Consider the following 19,635-nt stretch of genomic DNA (forward strand, 5'->3'; position numbering starts at 1 on the left):
GACGCCCCGCGACTCATCCCGCCGAGGAGGGCACCCGGTCCAGGAACCCGCACACCGACCGGATCCGCCCGTCCTCGGCCAGCCGCACCACATCGAACCCGGCGACCGGCGCCGCGCCTCCCCCGTCCTCGCTGATCAGCTCCCAACCGAACCGTGCCGTGTCGTGGTGCCCGTCCACGCCCCCCAACAGCCGGAACACAAAACCCGGGAACTGCGCATGCGCTCCGGTGATCACGGCCGCGAGCCCGTCGTGGCCGGCGACGTCGGCCAGCGGGTCGGTGTAGGTCGCGTCGTCGGCGAACGCGGCGGCGACGGCCTTGGCGAGGGCCGCCTCGCCGGTCGCGTTCCACGCCTCGAAGTACCGGCTGACGGCGGCCGCGTATCCGTCGTTCCCCTGCGGGGCCGGGGCCGACTGGGCGGTTGCCTGCTGCTGTACGTGCTGAGTGGTCATGGCGGCGCGCTCCTTGTGAGGTCCGAGTGCGGTGGCACGGTCGTTGTCGGATACCGGTTCACGGGCCGGAGTGCGCCGGCCCGTGAACCGCTGCCCTCACTCTGGCGCGCGGCGGGGCGGGGGTCGATGACGTGCCAGGTAATCGGCGGGCTCGCCCCGGTGAACTGGTCCGGGCCGCCGCCCGCAGATGCCGACGCCGTATCTGCGCCGGCGCCCTACGCTTCGGACGGCCGCTGGAGGGTGAGGCACCCGCGCGGCCGCCCGCCGGGGAACGGCTACCGCACCTCCGCCGAGGCGGCCGCCGGCGCAGTCCGCGGGGAAGCCACCGGGGCGTCGGTCGCATCGGCTTCCGCCGCCGCACCGTCCGCCGCACCGCCGCGCTCTCGCCCGGCCTTCCGTGCCGCCATCACCGCGTACACCAAAATCCCCGCGAAGAGGAACAGCACGCCCTGGTAGATCGCGGCATAGCCGGCCCCCGCCACCAGCCAGAACGTGAACCCGAACGCCACCAGGGCGAGGGTCAGATCGCGGGCGAAACGGGCCGGGCGGACCTCCTCGCGCCGGCCGGTCAGCAGGAAGTAGATCTGGGCGCCGGCCGCCAGCAGATACGGCACCGTCGCCGAGAAGGTGGTGATCAGGACGAGGATCTCGAAGACGCCGCCCACGCCGGTCAGGTAGTTGATCACGGTCAGGGCGCTGGCCAGCAGCGCGGCGGCGAGGACGCCGAAGGTCGGGACGCCGCGCCGCTTGGTCAGGAAGGGTGCCGGGAAGAGGCCGTCCTTGGCAGCGGCGTACGGGGACTGGGCGCTCATCAGGGTCCAGCCGTTGAGGGCGCCGATGATCGAGATGACGGCCGCGCCGGCGACGAGCGTGCCGCCCCAGTGGCCGCCGAACATGGCGTTCACCGCGTCCGAGAACGGCGCCGTGGAGTGCACCAGCTTGTTGTGCGCGACGGTGCCGAAGACGGCGACGGTGCCCAGGAGGTAGACGACGGCGGCACCGACGGTGCCCAGGACGGTGGCCCGGCCGACGTTGCGTTCCGGGTCGCGGACCTCGCCCGCGCTCATCGCCGCGGACTCCACGCCCACATAGCTGTAGAGGAGGATCGCGGCCGCCGCGGACAGACCGCCGGCCGCGCTGCCGCCGCCCTCGTGGAACGAGCCGAGGTTGTCCGGGTCGAAGAAGAACAGGCCCACGACGGCGATGAAGAGGAGCGGGATGAACTTGAGGACGGTGGAGATCAGCTGGACGGCGCCTACGTAGCGGGTGCCCGCGAAGTTGGCGAGGGCCGGGAGCCAGAGCGCGCCGAGCGCGACGGCGAGGTCGGTGCCGGCGGACGCATGGCCGGGGACGAGGACATGGACGTAACCGACGGCGGCCACCGCGAGCGCCGCGTTGCTGACCCAGGTCATGGTCCAGTACGACCAGGCGGACAGGAACCCGGCGAAGTCGCCGAACGCCTCGCGGGCGTAGACGTACGGGCCTCCGGTGTCCGGGTGGCGCTGGGCCAGCCGGCCGAAGACCAGGGCGAGGGCGACGGCCCCGATGGTCAGGACGCCGAAGGCGAGCAGGCTGACGGTGCCGAACGGGGCGACCGAGGCCGGCAGCAGAAAGATGCCGCCGCCGATGATGTTCCCCATGACCAGGGCGGTTGAGGTAAGCAAACTCATCCGAAACGGCGGCTTGTCTTGACTGTGCAGGTCAGAGCCGGTCTCGGGGTGCTGAGTGGCAGGGCTGCGGTGCATGGATTGTGCGTCTCTCGTCTTGCCAGGTGCCCGAGGTCGCCGGGCTTGGCACATGGTCACCGCCTGAGGGGCACGCTTCAAATCGCCGGGAATGCTCCGGTCGCAGCCACCTCCGGGCGAAGGATCTTCGGCCCGGCAGACCAACGACAGCAATCCCCCCGACCGCCCCGATCGCGGAGCCCGACGGCTTCGGCCGCCCCTACCGGCCTTCGTTGCGCTCGGGAGGCGAGCGGCCGTTCCGGACCGTGGCCTGCCGCACCGCGCTCGGGGGCATCACCCGGTTCACGCAGGAAGCCGCGTCATCGCCCCCGCTGTCGCGACGAGTTCGGGAAGCGTCCCGGCAAAGGTCGGCAGCAGCTGGAGACAGACGGACCAGGCCTCGACGTCCGTCCCCAGATGCTCCCGGGTCAGGGCCGCGGCGCGGTCGCGCACCGGCTGCCGGGCCGCCGCATCGGTCCGGTCGTCGGCGTACCGCCGCAGACAGGCGAAAGCGGCGCGAGCGGGGGCGGCGCAGGTCACGACGTCTTCGAGGGCCAGCCGGCCGCTCCGGAGCGCGTCACGTATCCAGTCCGCTCCCGACTCGGGAGTGGTCGCCAGGGCGGCCGGCAGCAGTGCGCGGGGGCACTCCGGGTGCTGCGCCAGCTCGTTCAGCAGCGGGGCGGAGAGGCCGTCGGCCTGGTGGGCCGCCACGAGCGCGGGCCAGGGCCACTCGTAGCCCTCGGCGAGGAGCTGACGCAATCGCGTACCGGGATCGGTGGTCGCGGTGAGGAACTCCATGAGCCCGGCCGGGGACTCCTCCTCGGCGAGCCGGGCGCGCAGCCGCTCCAGGCCGTCCGGGGCGTCGAGGGCCCGCTCGGTCCACCGCTGCAGCAGGGCCGGGAGGCGGTCCATGGCCAGGATCTCCCGTACGGCGTCCGGGCCGCCGCGCTCCCACACGGCGGTCAGCAGCCGGGTCCGGGCGGCCGGGACGTAGAGCCGCAGCCGGCCGACGACCGTACGGGCCACGCCGAGGTCGCCGGAGCCCAGGCCGGCGATGAACCAGTCGCGGTAGTCGTTGACCCTGACGTCCCTCAGCACCGCGAGCAGCTCCGCGGGGACCGGGCGGATGCCGCCGCCCCGAAGCCGTCCGGCGAGCAGCCGCTCCCGTTCGCGCCGGTCGGGGTGGGCGTGGTGGAACAGCTGGGCGTCCACGGCCGGTTCGTCGAGAGCCAGGAGGTAGTCCTTTTGCGCGTCCGAGAGGTGATGCGAGGCCGCCATCGCGGCCTGGGCCGGGACGCCGTGGGCGGCCACCACCGCGTCGCGGACCGCCGGGGACGGTGCGCCGTACACCAGGAAATGCTGCACGGCCCGTGCGTCGAGGTGCGGGACGACGGCCTTCTGGACCTCTTGGGGAACGCACCGGATCATGGCGAGGAACGCCGCCCGGGAGTTCTCGGGGTAGGCGGCCGGGAACGTCGCTTCCTGTGCCCACGGCCAGCTGGTGCGGCGCTTCTTGCGGGAGGCCGGCGAGGTGACGTCCGCGATCAGGTCGGCGACGCTGCCGCGGGCGCGCCCGATGCGGGCGTAGCACGTCAGCCAGTTGACGGGGTCCGTGCCGAGGCGGACGAGCAGCCCGGCGACGGCCTTGCGGGTCGGTTCGTGGTCGTAGGGCAGCGAGTCGAGCACCGACGCCGCCGGGCACACTTCGGCCAGGACCCGGTCCGCGGAGTACCGGCCCTCGACGATGCCGCGCTTGAGGACGTCCGGGAGGTATATCTCGCTCGTCCGTGCCTGGGGCCCGGCGATCGCCTCGAAGGGCAGCGCGTCGTCGTCCGCCGTGGTCGCGGCGGGGTGGTTGCGGGAGCTCTCGCTCAGCAGGTCGGCGGGGCAGCCCTCCCACCGGGCGAGCCGGTGCAGCGAGGTGTCGGTCCGGAAGCTGTGGTGGTTGTCCTGGCCGAAGGGGATGCGCTGGTGCTCACGGCGGATCAGGTCCCAGTCGAGGCCGTCGGGCTTCGCCGCGGGGACGTCACGGGCGTCACCGTAACGGAGCGCCAGCAGTGCGCGGAGGTGCTCCGGGTCGTCCCACTCCCCGGCGGGCCGGTGCTCCCTCAGGAACGCTTCCGGATCGGGGGCATCGAGGGCCTGCCGCAAGAGACCGGGCAGCCACGGGTGCCAGGGGTCCACAAGATCCGGTATGTCCTCGAACAGGCGAAGGGCCAGGGTGAACGGTTCGGTGCTGCCCCAGAGCTCCAGGAGGCCGAGGCAGGTGTCCACCACGACCGGCGGCGGGAGGTGCGCGGCGAACACGGCGAGGGAGCCCGCGGTCACCCCGGGGAACCCGCTGGTCAGGATAGTGACGAGGAGGGGGCTTGTGGTCACCTCGTAAAGGAGCGGGAACAAGCCGTCGTCGTCATACCAGCGGGGGTCCGCGAGGTCGGCGGCGTACAGAAGAGTCGACAGCAGGCCGGGGATCTCCTCCATCGCATGCTCTTGGTAGCCCGCGTCGTTGCGGTACTTCGCGCGCCACAGCGCCAGACCGACCACCGGGTCGCCGGTCTCCGCCGCCCCCAGGAGCCATTCCTTGGGGTCTATGGCCAGCGCCGCCCGCATCTGCACGGCGTCCGCACCCAACAGCTCCTCCACCATCTCCTCCGGAAGTCCGAACCGGTCGGCGAGGATGCCCAGCAGCTGCGGCAGCTGCCGCTCGGCGAGCGCGTCGGCGGTGTCCGGGTCGGCGAGGCTCAGCGCGAGGCGGAGCGCGGAGCGGGAGCTGTCGGTCACGGGGCGGGGCCCTTTCGCGGAGGGGTTGATGGCAGCGGTCGATGGCAGCGGTCGATGGCAGCGGTCCGTACGTGTCGTCCCGTACTCGATCGATCGTGACATGAACCACTGACAATGCTCCGGCAGCGCCAACCGGGCGTCTGCGTGCGGAAGTTCACGGCCCGAGACGCGGTAGGCCCGGTGCCCGGATCCATACTCAGGCTTCGGCGAGCACCCGTGACGCGCCGACCGGCAGATCCCACAGGTCCGCACGCGGGCGGCCGGTGGCGGCCCAGGCGGCGCGGACCCGGTGCAGGGGTTCCAGGGGCCGTTCGGCGGAGAGCAGGAAGGTGGACCAGTGCATCGGTGCCAACGCCCGCGCGCCCAGGTCCTGGCAGGCCCGTACGGCCTCCTCCGGGTCGGTGTGCACGGGGCGCAGCATCCAGCGCGGGTCGTACGCGCCGATGGGCAGCATCGCCAGGTCGATACCGGGATAGCGGCGGCCGATCTCCTCGAACCAGTGGCCGTAACCGGTGTCCCCCGCGAAGTGCAGCCGCCGCCCGTCCGGCGCGGTGAGCATCCAGCCGCCCCAGAGGGTGCGGCAGGTGTCGGTCAGGCTGCGCTTGCTCCAGTGGTGGGCGGGGACGAAGTCGAAGCGCACGGGGCCGCCGGCGGCGGGCAGTTCGACGGCCTCCCACCAGTCGAGGTCGGTGACATGGGTGAAGCCGCGGCGGCGGGCCCAGGGCGCCAGGCCGGCGGGGAGCAGCAGCGGGGTGTGGCGCGGCAGCCGCTTGAGGGTCGGGGCGTCCAGGTGGTCGTAGTGGTTGTGGCTGATGACGACCGCGTCGACGGCCGGGAGGTCCTCCCAGCGGACGCCCACGGGGGTGACCCGCGCGGGGGTGCCGAGGATCTTGCGGGACCAGACCGGGTCGGTCAGTACGGTCAGCCCGCCGATCCGGATCACCCAACTGGCGTGCCCGGCCCAGGTGAGGGCGAGGGTGGCGGGTCCGGCGACGGGCATCGGGCCCGGTTCGAAGGGGAGTTCCTGGATCTCCCGCAGCGATTCGGGGGCCGGGCGCAGCTTGCCTTCCCGGGCGATCCGGGCGAGCGCGCGGACGCCGGGCAGCGGCGCGGTCAGCCGGTCGGTGAAGTCCCGGGGCCAGGTGCGGGGTTCCCCCAGGGGGCGCGGCTCGACGAGTGGTGGCGGGGTGGCGTGGGGAAGGACGGGGGCGCCCGGCGTGAGGGGCGGGGCGGGTGCGGTGGCTGCTTCGTGGGCTTCGGCGACCGAGCGCTCGGTCTGTTCGGTCATCGAGGGGCTCCATTCGGGGGACGCGCGTGCGGGACACGTGCGGGGGCGCATCGAGGGAGGACATCGGGGGAGAGCGTCGGGGACGGCACGGAGGCGACCGGTGGCCGGCAAATCAGCCGCCGGCCGGGGCGGTGAGCGCGGCCAGCGCCCGCGACAGGGCGGTCAACGAGTCGGCGATGGAAGGGAGTTGGAGAGGATCGGGCGCGTCCAGGCCGCGCCCGCACAGCTCCGCGTCGGCGCCGAGCAGCGACTCGGAGCCCAGCCGCACCCGTAACGCACCCGGATCGTCGCCGAAGCGGTGTCCGCCGCGGGCCGCCCAGGGCGCCAACTCCCTTTCCAGCGTGGCCGATTCAGTGATTCCGTGGGCGGTGAGGGACCGGCGCAGCGGCTCGAGGTCGGCGTAGAGATGACTACCGGCGTGCGGCGGGCGGCAGACGGCGCCGACCGCGGTGAGGGCGCGGTGGAGCGCTGCGGTGAGTGTGCCGTGCAGCCGGGCGGCGTCGGCGGTTCTGGTGCGTACGGGCTCGGGCTCGCCGAGTGCGTGGGTGACGGCGCAGGCGAGGGGTCCGGGGAGCGGGGTGCGCAGCGCGGCCAGCGCTTCGAGGGCCGCGGTCCGCAGGGCGGCGCCGCGGCCGGTGTCCGGGAAGCGGGCCAGCGCCGCGGGCCAGGAGGCGGGGACGAGGGTGGTGCGCAGATCGGTCAGCACCACGACCTCGTCGGGAAGCATCTCGGCGGGGCTGAGCACCACGGTGTCGTGCGGATCGTGCAGCAGATCGCGGTGCGACTCGTCGCTGATGACCCACAGCCCCTCCCCCGCCGCCGCCTCGCACACCTCGTGCAGCTGCTCGGGCGCCGGGCAGGTGCCGGTCGGGTCGTCGGCGACGGACAGGACGAGGACGCGCGGCTCCTCGCCGTGCATCCGGGCCCGGCGGACGGTCTCCAGCAGCGCGAACGGGTCGGGCACGCCGCCCGATTCGGCCGGTACGGGCGCGAGGTGCACCGGCCGGCCGAGCAGCCGGGCGGGCGGTGCGTACCACTCGGAACAGGGCCGCGGCAGCACCACGGCCCCCTCGGCCGCGGCGTACAGCGCGAGGAGCAGGGCGGGTGCGCCCGGGGCGGCGAGTGTCCGTCCGGGGGCGGTGACCAGGCCGCGGCGTTCCCAGTAGCCGCAGGCGGCGGCGCGCAGCGGCCGGGAGCCGCCGGGGGGTTCCGGTTCGCTGCGGCCGGCGGCCGCGGCCAGGTGCGCGGCGAGGTCCGGGAGCACGGGGAGGCCCACCGGCGGGTCCGGGACCGGATCCGGGGCGGTCCGCTGCATCCGTACCTCCACACTCCGCGACGGCAGCAATCGTGGGCCCATCACATGATTGACGGCTCCGACCACCTTGGCAGATGGCGCGGGTGGCAACCGGGGCGACACGTCAGCGGCGGGCGGGAGGGGGCGGCCGGGCGGGCGGGGTGCGGCCGTATGGGGCAACGGCTCACTCTTCCGTGCAAAGCGGGGGACGAGGCCGGGGACGAAGCCGGGGTGCAAGCCGGGGTACGAGGCCGGCCCCCGAGAAGGCCCATATGGCCTCCACCGCCTGCCTCGCCCCCTCGCCCCCGCCCCGCTACCGCCGCTTCCCACGGCGAACGCACGGCGGGCGGCGGCGGTGGTGGCGGTGGTGGCGGTGGCTGGCGGTGGCTGGCGGTGGCGGCAGGTATCAGCCCCGAGGATTCCCTGTCACCGGCATCGGGCGGACCCGCGCCGGAGCACGGCCGCGGAGCCGGCCGGGAAGTACCCGCCAGGGTGCCGGGCAGGCGCGCCCGGCACCCTGGGAAGTCACCCCTCCCCCACCGGACTTGACGTCCACGTGCCCAGCGACATCTCGGCGGTGATACCGGGCCCGAAGCCCGCCATCATCCCCCGCTGACCGTCCAGGGCCGACCCCTCGTCGAACAGACGGGCCAGGGCGTCCAGCACCACCGCGCTGGCGATGTTGCCGTATTCGGTGAGCGTCGCGCGGCTGAAGCGGAACGCCTCGGGAGGCACGTCGAGGAAGTAGCACAGGTCGTCCAGAATGCGCGGGCCGCCGGCGTGGATGATGTAGAAGTCCAGCTTGCCCGCGTTCCAGTGCTCCTGCTCCGCGACGGCACGCAAGGCGGGGGCGAGGGGTTCCATGGTGCCTGGCACGCGCTTGTCCAGCTGGAAGTGGAATCCGGTGGACCGCACCGCGTACGAGATCCAGTCCTCGGTGTTCGGGATGAGATAGGAGCCGTTGCGTTCCAGGTGGACGCCGGTGCCGCCGTTCCCGCGGACCACGGCGGAGGCGACCGCGTCACCGAACAGGCCGTTGGACAGCAGGGTTCCCACGTCCATGTCCGTGGGCTGGTAGCACAGCGAGCAGAATTCGCACGCGACGATGAGCACGTTGGCGTCGGGGTATGCCCGGCAGAAGTCATGCGCCCGGTTGATCGCGGCGCCCCCTGCCGCACAGCCGAGTTGGGCGATCGGGATCTGTCTGGTGTCCGACCGGAAGCCCATGGTGTTGATGAGCCACGCGGTCAGTGCCGGCATCGTGAAGCCGGTGCAGGACACGTAGATGATCAGGTCGATCTCCCGTGGTTCCAGCTCGGCCTGGTCAAGTGCCTTGCGCACCACGGCGGGCACGCGGGCCTTGGATTCCTCTTCGTAGATGGCGCTACGGGTGTCGAGCCCGGGATGTTCCAGCACCTTGTCGATCGGCTGGATCAAATGCCGTCTGACCACGCCGGTGTGCTCGATCAGCCGGAGTACCTTCTTCAGCTGCAGATGGTCGAAGTGCAGCTGACGCGCCAGCTCGAGAGTGTCTTCTTGGGTGATGATGTATTCAGGGACCGCGATTGCCGGTTTACACAGAACCGCCATGTGTGCTCCTAGCAGACTGTGGTCCGCTCGGTGCGATCCCTGCTCTGGTCACGGGTCTTGGGGGCCGACGGGATCCGTCACGGCGCAGTGCGCAGATGGAGAGAGGCGACTGAGACCACTGACGGTTCCGGCGGCCCGAGTCGAGTGCCCCTGGGCGGGACGCCGGCGGGCCAGCCGTCGAAGAGTGAACTCTCCCTGTTCAGATGGGTCATCTGTACGAGCAACGGTACGGCAGGCGGGTGAAGTCTGCATGCCGCTGCCTCGTTCGGCCCGTCACCAGTTGACCGGCAGCGCGACCGGATAGCGCCAGATCGAGGTTTCGTTCCAGCGCACCTCCTCGGCCGGCTTCGCCAGTTTCAGGTCGGGGAAGCGGTCCAGGAGGGTACCGAGCGCAACTTCCATCTCGATGAGCGCGAGCGGGGCGCCCAGGCAGTGATGCCCGCCCCAGCCGAAGGTCATATGGGACGGCTTCTCGCGGTCCAGATCCAGCTCGTCGGGCCGGTCGAACTTACGGCTGTCCCGGTTTGCCGTCAGGTAGGAGACATGGACGATGTCCCCTTCCCGGATCGTGACCCCGCTGAGTTCCACGTCCTCGAGGGCGACGCGGGGAATGCCGACGCCCTTGCGGAACGGGATGAACCGCAGCATCTCCTCGAGCGCCTGCGGGAGTCTCTCGGGATGGGCCCGCAGCATGGCGAGCTCCTTCGGCCGCGTGAGCAGGGTGTAGGAGAGGTTGGCGATCTGGTAGGTGGTGGTGTCCTGGCCGGTGATGAGCAGGACCATGGCCATGACGGTCAGTTCCCGCTCGTCGAGGATCTCGTCCCCGTCGCGGGCCGTGGCGAGCGCGCTGATCAGGTCGTCTCCCGGGTTCTCGCGCCGGTGGGCGGTCAGCGTGCCGAAGTACGCGCGCATGTCGGCCTTGGCCCGGACGGCGTTTTCCTTGTTGTCGAGGCTGGTGTTCATCATGGTGCGGGCGTAGCCGCGCAGCTGTGCACGGTCGGCCTCGGGGATGTCGAGGACCTCGCAGATCGTCGTCAGGGGCAGCGGGCTCGCCAGGCCCTCCATCAGGTCGCCCGGAGAGCCGTACTCGGTCATGCGGTCCAGCAGTTCGTCCACGACGTGCTGGGTACGGGTCCGCATCCGGGCGACGTGACGCGGCGCGAACGCCTTGGAGACCAGGCTCCGCAAGCGGCTGCTGGCGGGCGGGTCCATCACATTGATCGCCTCGTCCTGGACGATCGGCTCCGGCGTCATACGGGGGAAGTCGCGGCCGATGACGGCGTGGCGGCTGAAGCGCCGGTCGGTGGTCACCGTGCGCACATCCTCGTAGCGGGTGACGAGCCATGCCTCGCCTTCCCCGTAGGGCAGCCGGATGCGGGCGACCGGTTCCTCGGTCAGCAGGCGCTTGAGCGTCGGGTCGAACTCAAGGGCTTCGGCGTAGTCGAATGGGCAGTTCCAGACGTTCGGGCCGGATTCCATGCTGAGCTCCCGGGGTGAGAGGGGACGAGCGGATGCGCGGCCTGCGCCGGCAGGCCGGGGCGTACACATGCGGGGGCGCGTATATACGGCGCCGCACATGCGCATATACGGCGCTGCGCATATTCGACAAATGCCGCAAAAGCGCCCTTTCGTAGCTCGCAAGCATGGTAGCCAGCCGGGTGCGGGACGGCTTGGGCGTGCGGGGGCGGCGGATGCGGTCGCCCCCGCCTGTCCGCAGCGGCTTACGGCGATGAGCGGGCGAGGGGCGCGTTGCGCCAAATGGGTGGCATCCGGTTCGGGCGGTCAGTCCCCCGCGGGCCCGGCGGCACCCGGCCACTCGTAGCGGTACACCTCCACCGGATCCCCCGCGCCCCAGTCCTGCCGCTCACTGCCGCTGCGCAGCCAGCCCAGCCGCTCGTACAGGGCGACGGCGGACGTATCCGTGGTCTTCACCTCCAGTACGGGACGCCGTCCGCGGTCCGCCGCCGCCCGCACGGCGGTGCACAGCAGCCGCTCGCCGAGGCCCTGGCCGCGGGCCGTGGGGGCGACGAAGAGGCGGCTGATCTCGGGGCCGCGGAGCGCCGCATGGCCGACGATCCGGCCGTCCGTCTCCGCGACCCAGGCGCCGGTCAGGGCGTCGGGCGTCAGCCAGCCGACCGGATCGGCGGGCCAGTGGTAGGGGTAGCCGCTGTGGCGGTGCACCTCGGCCAGGACGGCCGCGCAGGCGTCCAGGTCGGCATCGTCGCGTTTCCTGATCACCGGTACAGGGAACCAGGCCGGGCGCCGCCGTTCGGCGGCGGGCCGGTCTGTTACGGCTCGCCCGGGGTACAAGGTGCCGCATGCGAAAAGTGCTGACCAACCTCGACCGGCTGGCCTTCGGCCGAATCGCCGCACGCGAGTGGCCGGGCGCTCGGCGAGTGCTTCCGCGGCTGTCCCGGAGCGCCAACCACGGGCTGCTGTGGTTCGGTATCGGGGCGGGTGTCGCCGCACTGGGAGGCAGGCCCGGCCGGCGGGCCGCGCTGCGCGGCCTGGCCTCGCTGGCGGTGGCGTCGGCGACGGTGAACACCCTCGGCAAACGTGCCGTACGGCGCGAGCGCCCGCTGCTGGACGCAGTACCGGTGATACGGCAGCTGCACCGCCAGCCCTTCACCTCCTCCTTCCCCTCCGGGCACTCGGCCTCGGCGGTGGCCTTCGCCACCGGAGTCGCGTTCGAGAACAAGTGGTGGGGACTGGCGCTGGCGCCGGTCGCCGCGTCGGTGGCGTTCTCCCGTGTGTATACGGGGGTGCACTATCCCGGCGATGTGCTGGCCGGGGCGGCGCTGGGCGCCGGTGCGGCGTTCGCCGTGCGCGGCTTGGCGCCGACCCGCGCCCAGTTGGCGCCGCCCGCCCGGCCGCGCGCCGACGCGCCCGCGCTGCCCGGCGGGCGCGGCCTGGTGGTGGTGGCGAACCAGGGCTCGGGGCAGCGCGCCGGGCCGCGCGCCGACCGGGCCCGGGAGGTGCACGGGGTACTGCCGCACGCCGAGATCGTGCAGCACGGCGGGCCCGGCGCACGGCCGCTGGGCGAGGTCATGGAGGAGGCCGCGGAGCTCGCCAGGCAGCGAGGCGGCGCACTGGGGGTGCTCGGCGGGGACGGCACCGTCAACGCGGCGGCGACGGTTGCGGTACGGCACGGCCTGCCGCTGGCGGTGCTGCCCGGCGGCACCCACAACCATTTCGCGTACGACCTGGGGATCGAGACCTACGCGGAGGCGGCGCGCGCCGTGGAGAGCGGCGAGGCGGTCGCCGTCGACCTGGCGCGCTTCCGGGCCGGGCCGCACCGCGAGGGGCAGTACTTCCTCAACACCTTCTCCATCGGGGCGTATCCGGAGCTGGTACGGATCCGTGAGAAGTGGGCGGGCCGGATCGGGGCCTGGCCGGCCGGGGTGCTCGCGGCGTGGGAAGTGCTGCGCACCGCCGAGCCGTTGACCGTCGAGATCAACGGCAAGCGGCGCGCGGTGTGGCTGCTGTTCGCCGGCAACTGCCAGTACCGGGGGCTGGGGCTGGCGCCGGTACGGCGGCACGACCTGGCGGACGGGGTGCTCGACGTCCGGGTGGTGCACGGTGGCCGGCTGGCCCGTACGCAGCTGCTCGCCGGGGCCCTGACCGGCACCCCGCGCGCCTCCCCGGTCCTCGGCGAGGCCCGGCTGCGCAGCCTGCGGATCGGCGGCCTCCCCGACGGGACGGCGCTGGCATTCGACGGTGAAGTCACCACCTCTCATGGCGAGTTGACGCTGGAGAAGGTGAACGAGGCATTGACCGTCTACCGCCTGCCGCCCGGATAGTGAGATGGGACTCTCATGATGCGAGACCGAAGCGTACGGTGTGATCAGCACGCCGAAGGGCGTCGCCGTACCGCCGACCCGTATGCACCCGGTCACGCGAAGGAGCCGACCATGCCGCAGGAATCCGCCGTCTACACACACGGCCACCACGAGTCCGTACTGCGCTCCCACACCTGGCGCACCGCCGCCAACTCGGCCGGATATCTGCTGGATTCACTGCTGCCGCACATGAAGGTGCTGGACATCGGCTGCGGTCCCGGGACCATCACCGCCGACCTGGCCGCGCTGGTGCCGGAGGGGGAGGTCACCGGCCTGGAGCACGCACCCGAGGTGCTGGACCTGGCGCGCGCCACGGCCGCCGCTCGCGAGCTGACGAACGTCCGCTTCGCGGTCGGCGATGTCCACGCACTGGACTACCCGGACGACACCTTCTGTGTGGTGCACGCCCATCAGGTCCTGCAGCACGTGGGCGATCCCGTGCAGGCGCTGCGCGAGATGCGGCGGGTCACCAAGCCGGGCGGGATCGTCGCCGTCCGCGATTCGGACTACTCGGGAATGATCTGGCACCCGGAGGTCGAGGGGATGGCCGACTGGCAGCGGCTGTATCTGCGGGTGGCGCGCGCCAACGGCGGCGAGCCGGACGCCGGGCGCAGGCTGCACGCCTGGGCGCGCCAGGCCGGTTTCGACCCGTCGGCGGTCACCGTCACCGCAGGTACGTGGTGCTACAGCAGTCCCGAGGAGCGGTCCTGGTGGAGCGAACTGTGGGCGGACCGCACGGTGTCGTCGGGGTACGCCCGCCTCGCGGTGGACGGCGGCCACGCCACGACGGAGGAACTGGACCGGATCGCCCGCGCCTGGCGCGAGTGGGGAGCGCAGGAGGACGGCTGGTTCGGCATCCTGCACGGCGAGATCCTGTGCCGGGTGTGACCATGCTGCGCGCCGGCACGATGCCCAACTAGGCTGGTCCGTATGGACATTCTGGGGACCTCACTGCGGGTATGTGTCGGCGATCTCGATGCCGCGATCGGTGTCTATGAACGGCTCACCGGCGCCGAGGCCATCCGCTTCCAGCGCGGCGGCGTGGCGGTCGCGGCCGTCGGGTGCTTCTTCCTGATGAGCGGCCCCGAGGCGGAGTTGTCGGTGCTGCGGAAGATCACGGCGACCCTCGCCGTCAAGGACGTGGACGATGCGGTCGCCGATCTGTCGGCGGTCGGCGCGGACATCATCGCCGGTCCGCTGCCGACCCCGATCGGCCGCAACCTCGTGGCCCGCCATCCGGACGGGTCGATCTTCGAATACGTCGACCGGAAGCAGGGCGGCGAGGCGGCCGGATCGGGCGCCTAGCAGGACGGGACGCGCCCCGGGCGGCCGGGCGACGGCCGGTTGCCCGGGGCCCGTCGGCAGGCCCGCGGCCCGTCGGCAGGCCCGGGGCCCGTCGGGCAGCGACAGCCCCCGCGTCAGGAAGACACCTCCAGCACGATCTTGCCGCGGGCCCGCCCCGACATGCTGCGCTTGACCGCCTCGGCCGCCTCGGCCAGCGGGAACACCGCCTCGACCGGCACCACGAGCTTCCCGGCATCCGCGAGCTCGCCGAGCTCCGTCAGACCGGCGGTGTCCGGCCGCACCCACACCAGATGGCCGCCCTTCTCCTTGACCTCACCGTCGGCGACGGACACCAGCCGGCTCCGGTCCTTGAGCAGCTGCTGCGAGACATCCAGGACGCCGTCGCCGACGAAGTCCAGTGCCACGTCCACGCCCTCGGGCGCCAGCGCCCGCACCCGGTCGGCGAGTCCGTCACCGTACGTCACCGGCTCGGCGCCCAGGGACCGCAGGAAGTTGTGGTTGCGCTCGCTGGCCGTGCCGATGACACGGACGCCCCGGGCCACCGCGATCTGTACGGCGAGCGAGCCGACGCCGCCCGCGGCGGCATGCACCAGGGCCGTCTCGCCCTGCTTCGTGCCGACCCGGCCGAGCGCCTGATGGGCCGTCAGTCCGGCGAGCGGCAGCCCCGCGGCCTGCTGCCAGCTGAGCGAGGCGGGCTTGCGCGCCAGGGTCCGCACCGGGGCCGCGACCAGCTCGGCGTAAGTGCCGTGCTGCACCTCGTCCTTGCGGACATAGCCGATGACCTCGTCCCCGACCTCGAACTCGGTGGCGTCCGCGCCGACCGCCTCGACCACGCCCGACACGTCCCAGCCGGGGATCAGCGGGAAATGGGTATGCATCATCGCATCCAGATAGCCCTCGACGATCTTCCAGTCCACGGGATTGACGCCGGCGGCCCTGACCCGGATCAGGACCGAGTCGGGGGCCACCTTCGGGTCGGGCTGATCGGTGTACTCCAGGACCGAGGGGCCGCCGTAGCTGTTCACGCTGATTGCCTTCATGGTCGTCACAACGAGTAACGGCGGGGGATCATTCCGCGGTCTCGCGAACAATCTCCGAATGGCCTATGGCCCGGCCCGGCCCGGCCCGTCAGCCGGGCTGGGCCCCCAGGGCGCGCAGCAGGAACGGGAGCAGCTCGCGGGTCACCGCCGTACCCGACGTGGGGGTGGCCGACGGCGGGCGGTGCGCCGCGTCCGGGGTCAGGAAGAGGCGGCTGACCATCGAACCGACGACCAGGTCGGCCAGGACGTGGGCGTCGTCGAGCGGTGCGATGTCGCCGCGTTCGACGGCCCGGCGGACCACGGTCGCGGCCCGGTCGCGGACCGGCTGGATGATGGCGGTGTCCAGGACCCGGGCCAGCGCTTCGTTGTGCGCGGCCTCGCCGATCAGTACGTGCAGCAGCCGGCCGCCGGGCCCCTCCAGCGTTTCGGCCTTGTCCCGCAGCAGCGAGGCCAGGTCGCCTTCAAGGCTGCCCGTGTCCGGCTGCGGGCCGAGGTCGCTCGCCCAGCGGACGGCGGTGCCCACGACCAGGTCTTCCTTGGAACGCCACCGGCGGTAGAGCGTCGCGGTGGACACCCCTGCCCGCTTGGCGACCGCCGCCGTGGTCAGGCCGCCGTAGCCGCTCTCCTGGAGGACCTGGACCGTGGCCTCCAGCAGGGCGCGGTCGCGGCCGGCGTCACGGGGCCGCCCCCGGGCGGGCTGCCGCCCGGCGGGTGCGCTCTGGTTGCTCTCGGTGCGTTCGGCCACACCGGGAGTCTACCGGCCACCCAATACGAAACGAAATATTTTCGTTTCGTGTACGGTCGGGGACATGGCTTCTCACACCCCGCCCAGCACCGACCTGGATACCGCCGCCGTCATCGCCCGGCTCCGCACCACCTTCGCCACCCGCCGCACCGCCTCCCCCGCCTGGCGGCGCGGCCAACTCGAAGCGCTGCGCACACTGCTCACCGAGCAGAGCGACGCTCTCCTCACCGCACTCGCCGCCGACCTCGGCAAGGGCCCGCAGGAGGCCTATCGCACCGAGATCGGCTTCACCCTCAACGAGATCGACCACACCCTCGCCCACCTCGACGACTGGCTGGCCCCCCGGCCCGCGCAGCTCCCCGACCGCCTGCTCCCCGCCGCCGCCCAGGTCGTACGGGAACCGCTCGGCGTCGTCCTGGTGATCGCCCCCTGGAACTACCCGCTGCAGCTGGCGCTCGCGCCGCTGGTCGGCGCGCTGGCCGCGGGCAACTGCGCCGTCGTCAAGCCCAGCGAACTGGCCCCGCAGACCTCCGCCGCCCTTGCCCGGCTGCTGCCGCGCTATCTGGACGACGAGGCGGTGGCCGTCGTCGAGGGCGCCGTACCGGAGACCACGGCCCTGCTGGAGCAGCGCTTCGACCACATCTTCTACACCGGCAACGGCACCGTCGGCCGCATCGTGATGGCGGCCGCCGCGCGGCATCTGACGCCGGTCACGCTGGAGCTCGGCGGCAAGAGCCCGGTCGTCCTCGACGTGGACACCGATCTGGCCGCCGCGGCCCGGCGGATCGCGACCGGCAAGTTCCTCAACGCCGGGCAGACCTGTGTGGCGCCCGACTACATCCTGGCGATCGGCGACACCGCGCAGGCCGTCGAGCCGCATCTCGCCGACGCCGTGCGCGCCGCCTACGGGGCCGATCCGGCGGCGGCCGAGGAGTACGGGCGCATCGTCAACGAGCGGCACTTCGACCGGCTCACCGCCCTCCTGGACAGCGGCCGCACCGTCGTCGGCGGTCAGCACGACCGCGCCACCCGCTACCTGGCGCCCACCGTCCTCGCCGATGTCCCGCCCGACGCCCCGGTGATGCGGGAGGAGATCTTCGGCCCGGTCCTGCCGATCGTCTCCGTACCCGACCTGGACGCCGCCATCGCCTTCATCAACGAACGCGACAAGCCGCTGGCCCTCTACGCGTTCACCGAGTCCGCCGCCACCAAGCGGCGGCTGCTGACCGAAACCTCCTCCGGCGCCCTGGCCTTCGGCCTCCCGGTCGCCCATCTCACCGCCCCCGACCTGCCGTTCGGCGGCGTCGGCGAGAGCGGGATGGGGCGGTACCACGGCGAGTACTCCATCGATACGTTCAGCCACACCAAGGCGGTGCTGGACAAGCCGCTGGGGTGACGGCGGCCCGGCCTCTTCACCGCCAGCCCCGTCACACCGGCCGCATCCGGAACTCGTACCGCTCCGGCAGCGGGTGCCGGACGCGGGCCTCGGCGCGTACGTCGTCCGTGACCGGCCCGGGGCCCGCGACGAGGCGTTCGGCGATGGCGTACCAGGTGTCGCCGAGGGTCTCGTCGCCCTCGCGCAGGTCGGCGATCTCGAAGCCGGCGTCGAAGACCCCGCGGGCCGCGGCCGGTTCGCCCTGGGCGAGCAGAACCTGAGCGGTCAGCAGCCGGAACCGGCCGGCGGCCAGGTCCTCCTGACGCAGCTGCGCCAGCAGATCGCAGGCCTCGTCGGCCCGCCCGACGGCCAGCAGCGCCGGGACCGCCTCCCGGGCGAGCGCGGGCAGCACGGACCGCCAGATGCGGGTGGCCGAGCCCTCCGACGCCAGCGTCTCGGCGAACCGGGCCGCGCAGCCGAACGCCTCCGCGTACCGCTCGGCGGCCCGCTCCGCATCGCCCGCCTCGGACTCGGCGACTGCCAGGCAGTACAGCGGCAGTGCGTCCAGCGACAGCCGGCCGCCGCCGGCCGCCAGCGCCCGCTCCCAGCTGCGCACGGCCTGGGCGCGGTCACCGGCATGCCACTGCGCGAGGCCGAGGTGGTAGTCGGTGGCCGGACCGGGCAGCGCCGACTCCAGCAGGTCACGCCAGGCCGGGGCGACCAGCGCCGGGCCGGGCAGCGGGCCCACAGGCGGCAGATCGCCGGTCTTGAGCAGCGTCAGCCAGGGCTGCTGTGCCGCGCCGAGGGTCGCCGCGTCGAACGGCGTACCCGGCAGATCGAGCCCCGCGCGGGCGACTTCGAGCGCACCCCAGCCGGAGCCGGTGGCCAGCGACTCCTTCGGTTCCTGGTCGGCATACGGCAGCCAGGCGGCATAGGCGGCATCGATGTCCGCCCGTGGCAGGGCCGCCTCCAGCCGGGCCTCGACCTCGCCTCGCGCCGCGCCCCAGTCGTCGCCGTGCACCGTCGCGGGATCGGCGGCCAGCGGCCCGTACGCCTCCAGCCACGCGAACTCGCCGCCGGCGTCGAGCGGGACATGCTCCAGCTGCGTACGGGCCAGACCGGCCTGGATCTCGGCATAGCCGCCGGTGTCCGGCTCGGTGAGCCATTCCTGCCAGCGCCGTCCGGCCCGCCCCGCGCCCCACAGGAAGAGCTTGCGGCCGCGCAGCGTGTCGGTGGAGGTCTGCACCAGGCCGCGGCCGTCCTCGCCGAGCGAGGTGACCCATCGGCGGGCACCGTCGGGCACCTCGTAGAAGTAGTCCGCCGGGAACTCGCTGCGCAGCGGGTAGGTGCGGTCGGCGCCCTCGAAGTCCGGTACCGGGACCCGCCGCAGGGTCCGCTCGTAGCCGAAGTACCAGGCCTCGTCGGCGGGTGCCAGCACGCGGCTGCGGCCGCTCTCCGGGACGGCGGTGTTGGACCACCAGTAGACCGGCACGGTGTGGTGGTGCGGATTACGGATCCGGACGCCCACGTGGAGGAAGTCGGAGCCCTCGGGCAGCCACAGGTCCACCTGGAAAGGCAGGTCGCGCAGCCGCTCCCACTCCCACAGGCGGAGCATCTCCCCGCCGCCCGGCGCCGGGACGCGGGCGGCGTGCAGCGGGGCGCAGGAGAGGGCGGTGTGGCCGGTGGCGCCGATGTTCCATTCGATCCCGCCGGAGAACCAGGCACCGTTGAGGGCGAAGGCGGCGGGCTGCAGTACGGGATTGCGGTAGAGCAGTTCGCGGCCGGTCGGCTTGTGGAACAGGGAGGACACCCGGCCACCGAGGCCGGGCAGGACCGTGACGCGCAGCCGGTCGTTCTCGAGGACCAGCGCGTCGAGGTCGGTGTCGCGGCGGTCGCGGCCGTAGCCGTCGCGCAGCCGGGCGGGCAGGATCGAGCGCAGCGGGCGGTAGCCGATCTGGCGGGCCATGTCGCCGGGCAGCCCGGCATCCTGGGGGATCTCGATACGGTGCGGGTCGCGGCCGGCACGCAGCGCCGGGAGCGGGTTGTCCGGACCGATGGGGGCGGCGGGAAGGGTCAGGGTGGTGCGTCGCACACTCGTGGCCACGGCTGCCTCGCAGGATTGAACCGGGCCACCTCGGCTCCGGCGGCCTCCTGTTGACCATGGAACAACGTCAGCGCCCTTGTGAACAGGGCTTCTTCCGGC

Annotated in this window: 15 protein-coding genes; 4 read left to right on the top strand and 11 right to left on the bottom strand. The window is 72.8% G+C overall.

Annotated features, from left to right (window positions below):
- Positions 1–13: 13 nt before the first annotated feature.
- From ACZ4S3_RS30810 to ACZ4S3_RS30845, 8 genes are all read right to left on the bottom strand, one after another.
- Positions 14–451, bottom strand: coding sequence for a nuclear transport factor 2 family protein (locus tag ACZ4S3_RS30810; RefSeq protein ID WP_467939962.1), 438 nt, complete (start codon positions 449–451; stop codon positions 14–16).
- Positions 452–726: 275 nt separating this feature from the next.
- Complete coding sequence (locus ACZ4S3_RS30815; RefSeq protein WP_467939966.1) at positions 727–2,091, bottom strand: amino acid permease; 1,365 nt, start codon at positions 2,089–2,091, stop codon at positions 727–729.
- Positions 2,092–2,478: 387 nt separating this feature from the next.
- Positions 2,479–4,956, bottom strand: coding sequence for a hypothetical protein (locus ACZ4S3_RS30820; protein ID WP_467939969.1), 2,478 nt, complete (start codon positions 4,954–4,956; stop codon positions 2,479–2,481).
- 196 nt (positions 4,957–5,152) lie between these two features.
- The gene (locus ACZ4S3_RS30825; protein WP_467939973.1) at positions 5,153–6,244 is read right to left on the bottom strand and encodes an MBL fold metallo-hydrolase; all 1,092 of its coding nucleotides are present in this window, start codon (positions 6,242–6,244) and stop codon (positions 5,153–5,155) included.
- 112 nt (positions 6,245–6,356) lie between these two features.
- Positions 6,357–7,559 (bottom strand): aminotransferase class I/II-fold pyridoxal phosphate-dependent enzyme, encoded by a 1,203-nt coding sequence (locus ACZ4S3_RS30830; RefSeq protein ID WP_467939975.1) that lies wholly within the window; start codon positions 7,557–7,559, stop codon positions 6,357–6,359.
- Between the two features lie 504 nt (positions 7,560–8,063).
- Positions 8,064–9,128, bottom strand: a complete 1,065-nt coding sequence (locus ACZ4S3_RS30835; RefSeq protein WP_467939980.1) for a type III polyketide synthase — start codon at positions 9,126–9,128, stop codon at positions 8,064–8,066.
- A gap of 273 nt (positions 9,129–9,401) precedes the next feature.
- Positions 9,402–10,607, bottom strand: a complete 1,206-nt coding sequence (locus ACZ4S3_RS30840; RefSeq protein ID WP_467939985.1) for a cytochrome P450 — start codon at positions 10,605–10,607, stop codon at positions 9,402–9,404.
- A gap of 303 nt (positions 10,608–10,910) precedes the next feature.
- Entirely contained in the window at positions 10,911–11,366 is a 456-nt protein-coding gene (locus tag ACZ4S3_RS30845) for a GNAT family N-acetyltransferase (protein WP_467939988.1), read from the bottom strand.
- Between the two features lie 80 nt (positions 11,367–11,446).
- On the opposite strand from ACZ4S3_RS30845, the gene ACZ4S3_RS30850 reads away from it, so the two are divergent.
- The 3 genes from ACZ4S3_RS30850 (at position 11,447) to ACZ4S3_RS30860 (ending at position 14,272) form a co-directional block, all read left to right on the top strand.
- Entirely contained in the window at positions 11,447–12,928 is a 1,482-nt protein-coding gene (locus ACZ4S3_RS30850) for a phosphatase PAP2 family protein (RefSeq protein ID WP_467939991.1), read from the top strand.
- A 111-nt stretch (positions 12,929–13,039) separates the two neighbouring features.
- Entirely contained in the window at positions 13,040–13,855 is an 816-nt protein-coding gene (locus tag ACZ4S3_RS30855; protein ID WP_467939995.1) for a methyltransferase domain-containing protein, read from the top strand.
- A 42-nt stretch (positions 13,856–13,897) separates the two neighbouring features.
- Entirely contained in the window at positions 13,898–14,272 is a 375-nt protein-coding gene (locus tag ACZ4S3_RS30860; protein ID WP_467939998.1) for a VOC family protein, read from the top strand.
- A gap of 113 nt (positions 14,273–14,385) precedes the next feature.
- Here ACZ4S3_RS30860 and ACZ4S3_RS30865 read toward each other — a convergent pair whose 3' ends face one another.
- Together ACZ4S3_RS30865 and ACZ4S3_RS30870 are read right to left on the bottom strand one after the other, a co-directional pair.
- A complete protein-coding gene (locus ACZ4S3_RS30865) occupies positions 14,386–15,312 on the bottom strand; it encodes an NADP-dependent oxidoreductase (RefSeq protein WP_467940001.1) in 927 nt (308 codons plus the stop codon).
- Positions 15,313–15,400: 88 nt separating this feature from the next.
- Complete coding sequence (locus tag ACZ4S3_RS30870) at positions 15,401–16,057, bottom strand: TetR/AcrR family transcriptional regulator (RefSeq protein WP_467940003.1); 657 nt, start codon at positions 16,055–16,057, stop codon at positions 15,401–15,403.
- A 64-nt stretch (positions 16,058–16,121) separates the two neighbouring features.
- Between ACZ4S3_RS30870 and ACZ4S3_RS30875 the strand changes: the two genes are divergently transcribed.
- A complete protein-coding gene (locus ACZ4S3_RS30875) occupies positions 16,122–17,453 on the top strand; it encodes an aldehyde dehydrogenase family protein (RefSeq protein ID WP_467940005.1) in 1,332 nt (443 codons plus the stop codon).
- Between the two features lie 31 nt (positions 17,454–17,484).
- Here the strand turns inward: ACZ4S3_RS30875 and ACZ4S3_RS30880 are convergent, their stop codons facing one another.
- Positions 17,485–19,536 carry a DUF5107 domain-containing protein gene (locus ACZ4S3_RS30880; RefSeq protein ID WP_467940007.1) on the bottom strand — a complete coding sequence of 684 codons (2,052 nt, stop codon included), beginning with the start codon at positions 19,534–19,536 and terminating at the stop codon, positions 17,485–17,487.
- Positions 19,537–19,635 lie beyond the last annotated feature (99 nt).

The sequence above is a fragment of the Streptomyces sp. NPDC028368 genome, from assembly GCF_055565615.1.

What these genes read in the sequence shown, in the direction of transcription:
- ACZ4S3_RS30865 (WP_467940001.1), bottom strand. Translation starts at nt 15,312, where the DNA reads ATGAAGGCAATCAGCGTGAACAGCTACGGCGGCCCCTCGGTCCTGGAG.
- ACZ4S3_RS30840 (WP_467939985.1), bottom strand. Translation starts at nt 10,607, where the DNA reads ATGGAATCCGGCCCGAACGTCTGGAACTGCCCATTCGACTACGCCGAA.
- ACZ4S3_RS30855 (WP_467939995.1), top strand. Translation starts at nt 13,040, where the DNA reads ATGCCGCAGGAATCCGCCGTCTACACACACGGCCACCACGAGTCCGTA.
- ACZ4S3_RS30835 (WP_467939980.1), bottom strand. Translation starts at nt 9,128, where the DNA reads ATGGCGGTTCTGTGTAAACCGGCAATCGCGGTCCCTGAATACATCATC.
- ACZ4S3_RS30830 (WP_467939975.1), bottom strand. Translation starts at nt 7,559, where the DNA reads ATGCAGCGGACCGCCCCGGATCCGGTCCCGGACCCGCCGGTGGGCCTC.
- ACZ4S3_RS30810 (WP_467939962.1), bottom strand. Translation starts at nt 451, where the DNA reads ATGACCACTCAGCACGTACAGCAGCAGGCAACCGCCCAGTCGGCCCCG.
- ACZ4S3_RS30850 (WP_467939991.1), top strand. Translation starts at nt 11,447, where the DNA reads ATGCGAAAAGTGCTGACCAACCTCGACCGGCTGGCCTTCGGCCGAATC.
- ACZ4S3_RS30860 (WP_467939998.1), top strand. Translation starts at nt 13,898, where the DNA reads ATGGACATTCTGGGGACCTCACTGCGGGTATGTGTCGGCGATCTCGAT.
- ACZ4S3_RS30815 (WP_467939966.1), bottom strand. Translation starts at nt 2,091, where the DNA reads ATGGGGAACATCATCGGCGGCGGCATCTTTCTGCTGCCGGCCTCGGTC.
- ACZ4S3_RS30875 (WP_467940005.1), top strand. Translation starts at nt 16,122, where the DNA reads ATGGCTTCTCACACCCCGCCCAGCACCGACCTGGATACCGCCGCCGTC.
- ACZ4S3_RS30825 (WP_467939973.1), bottom strand. Translation starts at nt 6,244, where the DNA reads ATGACCGAACAGACCGAGCGCTCGGTCGCCGAAGCCCACGAAGCAGCC.